Origin of the sequence: Methanocalculus sp., assembly GCF_029762515.1 — an archaeon.
Lineage (GTDB): Archaea > Halobacteriota > Methanomicrobia > Methanomicrobiales > Methanocorpusculaceae > Methanocalculus.
The window spans coordinates 1-7838 of record NZ_JARVGN010000059.1; the positions used below are offsets into that span (position 1 = coordinate 1).

Annotated in this window: 5 protein-coding genes; 4 read left to right on the plus strand and 1 reads right to left on the minus strand. The window is 49.1% G+C overall.

The features are described 5' to 3' along the window. Together QCH34_RS03305 and QCH34_RS03310 are read left to right on the plus strand one after the other, a co-directional pair. A partial coding sequence (locus QCH34_RS03305) for a hypothetical protein (RefSeq protein ID WP_300330046.1) occupies positions 1-285 on the plus strand: 285 nt, incomplete at its 5' end. Between the two features lie 72 nt (positions 286-357). Then, positions 358-3315: a DUF499 domain-containing protein gene (locus QCH34_RS03310; protein WP_300330049.1), complete on the plus strand. Its 2958-nt coding sequence runs from the start codon at positions 358-360 to the stop codon at positions 3313-3315. A gap of 104 nt (positions 3316-3419) precedes the next feature. Here QCH34_RS03310 and QCH34_RS03315 read toward each other — a convergent pair whose 3' ends face one another. Continuing rightward, positions 3420-3776: a hypothetical protein gene (locus QCH34_RS03315; protein ID WP_300330052.1), complete on the minus strand. Its 357-nt coding sequence runs from the start codon at positions 3774-3776 to the stop codon at positions 3420-3422. A 277-nt stretch (positions 3777-4053) separates the two neighbouring features. Here QCH34_RS03315 and QCH34_RS03320 point away from each other — a divergent pair, with 277 nt between their 5' ends. Next, positions 4054-5196 (plus strand): DGQHR domain-containing protein, encoded by a 1143-nt coding sequence (locus QCH34_RS03320; protein ID WP_300330055.1) that lies wholly within the window; start codon positions 4054-4056, stop codon positions 5194-5196. Positions 5197-5214: 18 nt separating this feature from the next. Next, a complete protein-coding gene (locus QCH34_RS03325; RefSeq protein WP_300330058.1) occupies positions 5215-7554 on the plus strand; it encodes a hypothetical protein in 2340 nt (779 codons plus the stop codon). Positions 7555-7838: the final 284 nt, after the last annotated feature.

Genomic DNA, 7838 nt, shown 5'->3' on the forward strand with positions numbered 1-7838 from the left:
CTCGGGGGCGAATCGGTGGACGGTGCGTACGAGGCAGAGAGCATCGCCGATGCGGCTATGCTGGAGTTCACCGGCAACACCACGCTCGACCGGGTGCACCAGGCAATGCTCCTCTTTGCCGCCGGACGTGGCGAGGCTCTGGGGAGGTTCCTGAAGGACGATGTAGGCCGCGACCAGAAGTTCGCCAAACTTGCCCAGGCCCTCTCTGCCCTCTATCCTGCAGGTTCCGAGGAGCGGCGGTGGGTGGACGGCGTGCTGGCGAGGAAGAAGTCGCTCGGCCTGTGAGAATCACAAATCAAACAATTTATGGAAGACATTGAACGATCCTTATCGTAACCGGAAAAGAGGGAATTTTGGATGGCAATAAAACCCTGGTACAAGGTGGTCACGCCACGTGAAGACCTGCGGGAGGGAAGGCCGCAGGACGCATCGGAATTCGCCGTGCACCTCGACAAGGTGCGGGAGGGCTCGGCGCCCCGTGACTATCAGGACCCGCGCCGGTTCTTCGAGCGGACCTACCTCACCGAAACGCTCTCTTCGTTCGCCTCGGACGTCGTCGCCCGCCTCTCGGGTGAGACGGTCGAGACCAATGCAGTGTACAACCTGACGACGCAGTTCGGCGGGGGAAAGACCCACGCCCTTACGCTCGTCTACCACCTCGCCCGCGCCGGATCGAAGGCCTATGCCTGGCCCGGCGTCATGGACATCGCAAACAGGGCCGGCGTCCCCACCATCCCCGAGGCTGCGACAGCCGTCTTCGTCGGCACCGAGTTCGACTCGCTCACCGGCCGGGGCGGCGGGGACGGCACGCCGCTCCGCAAGACCCCGTGGGGTGAGATCGCCTTCCAGCTCGGCGGGGCTGAGTCCTTCGAGAAGGTCCGTGAGCATGACGAGCGCATGGTCGCCCCGGGCGGCGATGTCATCCGTTCCTTCCTCCCCGCTGACAGGCCGAGCCTCATCCTCATGGACGAGATCATCAACTACACCAACCGCTCCCGCAGGCTGAAAAACGGCATGGCCGAGCAGCTCTACACCTTCATCCAGAACCTCTCCGAGACGGCCCGCAGCACGAAGGGAGTCGTGCTCGCCGTCTCCGTCCCTGCGTCCGAACTGGAGATGAACCCCGAGGACCAGGGCGATTACAACCGTATTGAAAAGCTGCTCGAGCGGGTCGGAAAGGCCTACATCATGTCCGCCAAATCCGAGACCGCCGAGATCATCCGCCGGCGCCTCTTCGAGTGGGATGGCCTTCCCTCCGATGCAAAGGCTACTATCGCCGAGTACGCCGACTGGATCCGGGAGAACCGGCACACGGTCCCGAACTGGTTCCCCGTCGACCAGCCCTACGAATCGTTCGAAGCCACCTACCCCTTCCACCCCCTGGCCCTCTCTGTCTTCGAGCGGAAATGGCAGACGCTTCCCACCTTCCAGCAGACCCGCGGCGTGCTGAAACTGCTCGCCCTCTGGGTCTCCTACGTGTACCAGAAAAGCTACCGCAAGGGCGATAAAGCGCCGCTCATCACCCTCGGCTCGGCGCCCTTTGAAGAACCCCTCTTCCGTGCAGCGGTGCTCAAGCAGATCGGCGAGGGACGGTTTGAAGGGGTCATCACCACGGATATCTGTGGCAACACGGATTCCCATGCCACCCGGCTCGACGAGGAGGCGGGAGAACCGATACGCTCGCAGCGTCTCCACCGGAACGTGGCCGCCACGATCTTCTTTGAATCGATCAGCGGTGGCGAGAACCGGACCGATGCCACCCTGCCGGAGATCCGGCTGGCCCTCGGGGGCCCGGGTGTGGACATTGCCAACATCGATACGGTCCTGGAAGGCCTTGCCCCGCCCACCGGGAACTGCTTCTTCCTCAACGCCGAGAACAACGCCTACCGCTTCGGGGTCAAGACGAACCTCATCAAGATCCACGCGGACCGCAAGGCCAGCATCGATGCGCGGGAGATCCACGACCTTGTCAAGGAGAACGTAAGGAAAGTGTTTGACCAGGCCCCTGCGGTTGAGCGTGTATACTTCCCCAAACGGAGCGGCGATGTGATGGACAAGCCCGCCGTTACGCTGGCGGTGATGGCACCCAACCGGGAGACCTCGAGCAGAGAGACCCGGAATCTGGTGCTTGAGCTCACGAAGTACCACGGAGAAGCGGGGAGGACCTACAAGAGTGCCATCATCTGGTCGATGGCCTCCGATTCCAGCGGCCTCTATGAGGCTGCACGCGACCACCTCGCCTGGAAGGAGGTCTCGGACGAGACGAATACTCTCAACCTGGATGACGGTCAGCGCTCGCAGGTGCGGCAGTATGTCGAGTCCACAAAGCGGGCGATCAAGGAGCGCGTGTGGGAGACCTACAACATGGTCGGTCTCTACACCGAGAACGACGAGATCGATCTCATCGACCTTGGCAGGGTAAACTCCAGTGCGTCCGAATCGATCTCCCGTCTGATCACCAGCCGGTTGAGCCAGCTGGAAAAGCTCACCGACACGGTCGGTTCCGGGTTCCTTGTCCGCAACTGGTCAAGGGTTTCTCCCGAGTGGAGCACCAGGCAGATCCGGGATGCGTTCTTTGCCCTGCCACATTTTCCCCGCGTGATGAACCCGGAAGTGATCAAGAAGACGCTCCAGCGGGGTATTTCGGAGGGAGCGTTCGGCTATGCGGGGCATGGTGTGAATGGCGTGTATGATCCCTTCTACTACAACGAGCCCATCAGCACGCTCCAGATCGAATTTTCGGATGATATGTTCCTCATTACGAAGGACGCGGCCGAAGAGGAGGTGAAGCGGAGGACAAAGGACAACAGTATTGTCCGGCTCGTGATCGAGGCACCGGCTACTAACTTCGCCACCGGCCAGCGGAGCAGATTCACCGCCCGTGCATACAATAAGGACGGCGAACTTGTTACCGGGAAGGAAATTGCCTGGATTGCGGAAGGAGGAGAGATCAGCGATCTTGGCGAATTCTGCGCCTGTGATACACCCGGCACCTATACCATCTCTGCTGTCTGCGAGGGTGTGCCTGCCGAGGTGCAGGTCCACGTCAAAGAAAAAGTCACGCCACCGCCTCCTCCAACCCAGGTGACCTCTATTCAGTGGAGCGGATCGCTCGATCCCTTCAAATGGTCGAATTTCTACAACCGCCTCATTATCAAGCTCATGCGGAGCGGTGATCTTGATCTCTCCCTTAATTTCTCGATAAACAATGCGAATGGGATTCCCGAGGAGACGATCAATGAGCTTCGTATTGCGTTGAAGGAGCTGGGGCTCGATGATGATGTCAGGACGAATGAGGCGAGATACGATTATTAGTGAGAATCCCTCTTCATCGCAATCGCCTTTTCATCCTCCACAATGAATTAAAAATTGGTCTCGGAGAATATTTCAACGGGTGTATTGTCCTTAAATCTGCGACACTAACATCCACACACCGCCCTCACCCGCTCCGCCTCATACCGCAACGTAATCATCCGCGTCCTCCCCCGGCCGTGCAGGAAGTTGACATCAACCAACCGCATCTCATCGAACTTCTTCACGCTCTTGTAGAAGGTGGAGTAGCCGATCCTGGCCGAGGCCCTGGCCGCATCGTAGGCCTCGGACATGGAGACCCCGGTGGCGGCCTGCTCCATCCCGGCGATCAGCCCGAGCAGCCGCCGCTCCTCCTTTTTGAGGGTGCGCACGGTGTTGTCCAGGTGGGCGTACTGGGCCACCTCGTAGGCGGCCTCGATGTCCTGGCGCTCGATGACGAGCCGGGTGCTGCGTTCGGAGTTCACCCCCGCCTGCTTGAGGAGGTGCAGGACCTTATCGCACTGCCCTGGAAAGATTAGGGGTATCCCTTCAATAACCGATCTAATTTGAGAAACTGGCAAAGATAATAGTTCAAAATCTGGAATATTGAGCACAAGGTAGCTAATTAACACCCTTTAAAACTCAGGATTCCCACAGAAAAATTATTACTTCATTCTCGAAATAATTCTAATCTAAATTCCTTATCTAATAAGCTTAACAAGACATATATATAATAAAGTATAGATAAGATGATTTGATAGCATGGTTGAAGATAAAGTAGACAGAATTGAACTGCCTTGTATTGAAGGGAGGCAGCATGGAAGGAAGATCTATGTCTGTACAATTCCTGGTTCGGTTTTAGCCGATTTGTATAGCAGGAAAGTGATTGATGTCGATGAATGGACACCACAACATCGCGATGGATATCAAAGGACACCTGTTGTGACCAGAGCGAGACGTTTTGCTCGATTCATTTCGGATAAAGGAGAGAAGGGGATTTCTCCCACTTCATTATTGTTATATCAGCGAGATATCACAAATGGGGTCCACTATGATAACGGTAACTTAGTGATTCCTTTTTCGGATAATATGAAAAATCCATTGTTGTATATTGTGGACGGACAACATCGTACACTGGGGATTTCAGAGGGATATTTGCATGGGATTTTGAATTACGAAATAGAATTTGATATCCCTGTCGTCGTGTTGGTCGGAGACAAATCGATAGACCCGTATATTGAAGAGGCAAGTCAATTCATAACAATCAATACAACTCAAAAACGGGTGAGGACAGATCTCGCGAATCAACAGCTATTGAAGATACGATCGGCAAAATCTGGCATTATTTCGGCAAATTCGCAGCTCATTGTTGGTACAAAAAAAGAACTCCAACCATTCGCAACTGCAATTGTAAATACACTCACAGATGATGAAAAATCACCTTGGTTTGGAAAAATCGTAAGACCGGGGACTGCACGGGCAGAATCAGGATTACCTTCTCAAGGGCAATTTGAGGATTCATTAATGGATTCATACATTGGAAGTTCATTAATCGATTTTGGAGCTAGCGGAGGATATAATATTGGTGAAATGGTCACAGTTCTTGGACAATATTGGGCGGCAATTTTTGAATTAATGCCGAATTCGATTGAAAACCCAAAAAATTATTACGTGACAAAAACGCTTGGAATTCACGCATTGAATGCTTTGCTTCCTTCGATCTTCATGTTAAAAAGGCTTGATAAAATTCCAGTAAAAGAGGATTTCAAGAAGATTTTGAATAAAATTGAAAGTTTTTCTGAAGATCAATGGATCACTGGGGGAGAAATCGGATCCTATGGCGGGGGAAAATCTGCGTTTCGAAATCTAACCATCGAATTGCATAAACAATTACTGGAGACCTAACCTCACGGAGATGGAGCAATGAAAGAGAAGGATCTTTGTATCAATATTGCGAGAGCCGAATCAGAACACGATGTGATAAGTCTTCTTCAAAAAGCAGGATATTGGGATAATCCAAATGTATGGAAAGATTTTGGCGACACTGAAAATAATTTCGCAACAATAGGCAATCAACAAAGTAGGCCTGAGGCAGCAATAGTCGAGAAAATTATCAATGCCGTCGATGCCGTCTTAATGTCAGAAGCCTTTATTCGAAGGATTGATCCTGAGGGCGATGAAAGCCCTGATACAATCTCCGAAGCCCTTGAAACCTTCTTTAAGATTCCGGACGGGAAATTATCGAATATTTCTGCTAGTCAGCGAACAAGATTGGCTGATCGTATTGGATTCGTCGCAACAGGCCAGAAAACAAATCCATGTTATTCAATTTTTGATACTGGGGAGGGACAAACTCCCAAAAAAATGACTGATACCTTTCTTTCGATTGGTAAATCAAATAAATTACGGATTCCTTTCGTCCAAGGCAAATTCAACATGGGTGGCACAGGAGTCTTTCAATTCTGTGGTCATCATAATTTACAACTGATAATATCAAAACGCCATCCGAAAATTCAAGACAATGGTACAGATGTAAGTAAAAATAAATGGGGATTCACAGTTATCAGACGTGAGGATCCAAGCAAAGGTGTTAAAAGTTCTGTATATCGTTATCTCGCTCCCAACGATGAAGTCTTATCCTTCGAAAGTGCTAGCTTACCCTTGCTCCCCGGTAAAGAATCTCTCCCATATATCGAACCCCTGATACATGGAACCTTTATTAAACTCTATGAATATCAAATGACCGGGCTCAAAACAAACATACTCTTTGATTTATATAACCGACTTTCGCTTCTAATGCCTTCAATTGCTTTGCCCGTTCGGTTATATGAACGAAGAGGCTATTCTGGCCATTCGCTTGAAACAACCTTGGCTGGACTATCGGTTCGGTTGGAGGAAGATAAATATGAGAATGTGGAGTCCGGATTCCCAACATCCAGCACTATCGTTGCAAACGGACAAAGAATGAAGGCATCTATCTATGTATTTAAAAAGGATCGCGAAGGAAAATACAAAAAAGATGAAGGAATCCTTTTCACCATTAACGGACAGACACACGGTACAATCTCGAAGAGGTTTTTTTCAAGAGATTCTGTTGCAATGGGTTATTTAGCTAATTCCATATTGATTTTGGTAGATTGTTCGGAATTTGATGGGCGAGCACGAGAAGACCTATTTATGAATAGCCGTGATAGGCTACGATCAGGGGAGCTGAAAGGCGAAATTGAACGAAAATTAATAGATTTAATAAGATCCCAACCAGGGTTACGTCTCTTAAAGGAGGAAAGAAAGAGGGAAGCGATGGAAAATAAAACCAAGGATGATAAACCCCTGGTTGATGTAATTAATAAAATGTTAAAGGATTCTCCAACATTATCGAAATTGTTCATAGCTGGCGTAAGGCTATCAAATCCTTTTAAGGTGAAGGGAGCTGAAAAGAAGGATCAATTCAAAGGAAAAAAATTCCCGACATTCTTTACATTGACTGAAGAATATTCGACATCAAAACCCAAAATGAGCCCGATTAACATCCGATTTCGTATTCAATATAAAACAGATGCTGTCAATGATTATTTTGATAGAGACAATGATCCTGGGGATTTTCGTCTATACCTTGATGGAGACGAAATCGAAAATAGCTCGCTCAATCTCTGGAACGGCTTCGCAAACTTGAATGTCGATCTTCCAATGGATGTTAAAGTAGATGACATTCTAAAATTTTATTGGGAGGTAACGGATAATTCACGAATTGTGCCATTCGAAGGGGAGTTTTATGTTAAAGTGACTGAACCAACTGAAAAACATCCAGGTAAACCAGGAACTCGAAGACAACCATCTTCTGATGAGGAAGGAGATGAATCAAAGACAACATCAAAACTCAATATCCCAAATATAATTGAAATATTCCGAAAAGACTGGATCAATTATTCATTTGATGAAAAATCCGCTCTAAAAGTCATTTTCAGTGGAGAAGACGGATACGATTTTTTCATCAATATGGATAATATTCATTTATTAACCGAAAAGAAAGGATATAAAGGTGATTATAATTTATTGGATACACGGTACAAATTTGGAATGGTACTCATAGGGTTAGCGTTCTTGAACTATCAGAAGCAAAACGAGCAAAACGAGCAAAAAGATCAAGATAGTGAAAATGAAGATATCTATTCACAGATCGAACGATCTACTAGGGCTATTTCACCTTTCTTATTGCCCATGATTTCTCAATTGGGTGAGGATTTAGATATAATGGAGGGATAAATATTCTAATTTGACCAGGATTAAATAAAAGAGCATTTATCTGGCCTCCAATCAGGTTGATTTATTTTAAATCCGATATTTCGGATGATTTCATAAGTAGATCGATAAATTCTGCAATGGAGAACTCCTCCAGCAAAAAAAATTTACACCATGGCGCGTACGGATTCATCAATGCCCCCCAAACCAAAACCCAAACACATAACACCACCACCCCCCAAAACCCTCATCACCACCCATGGATCTCGCCGAATTACGCAAAATCAACGCCATCATCGAGCGCGACA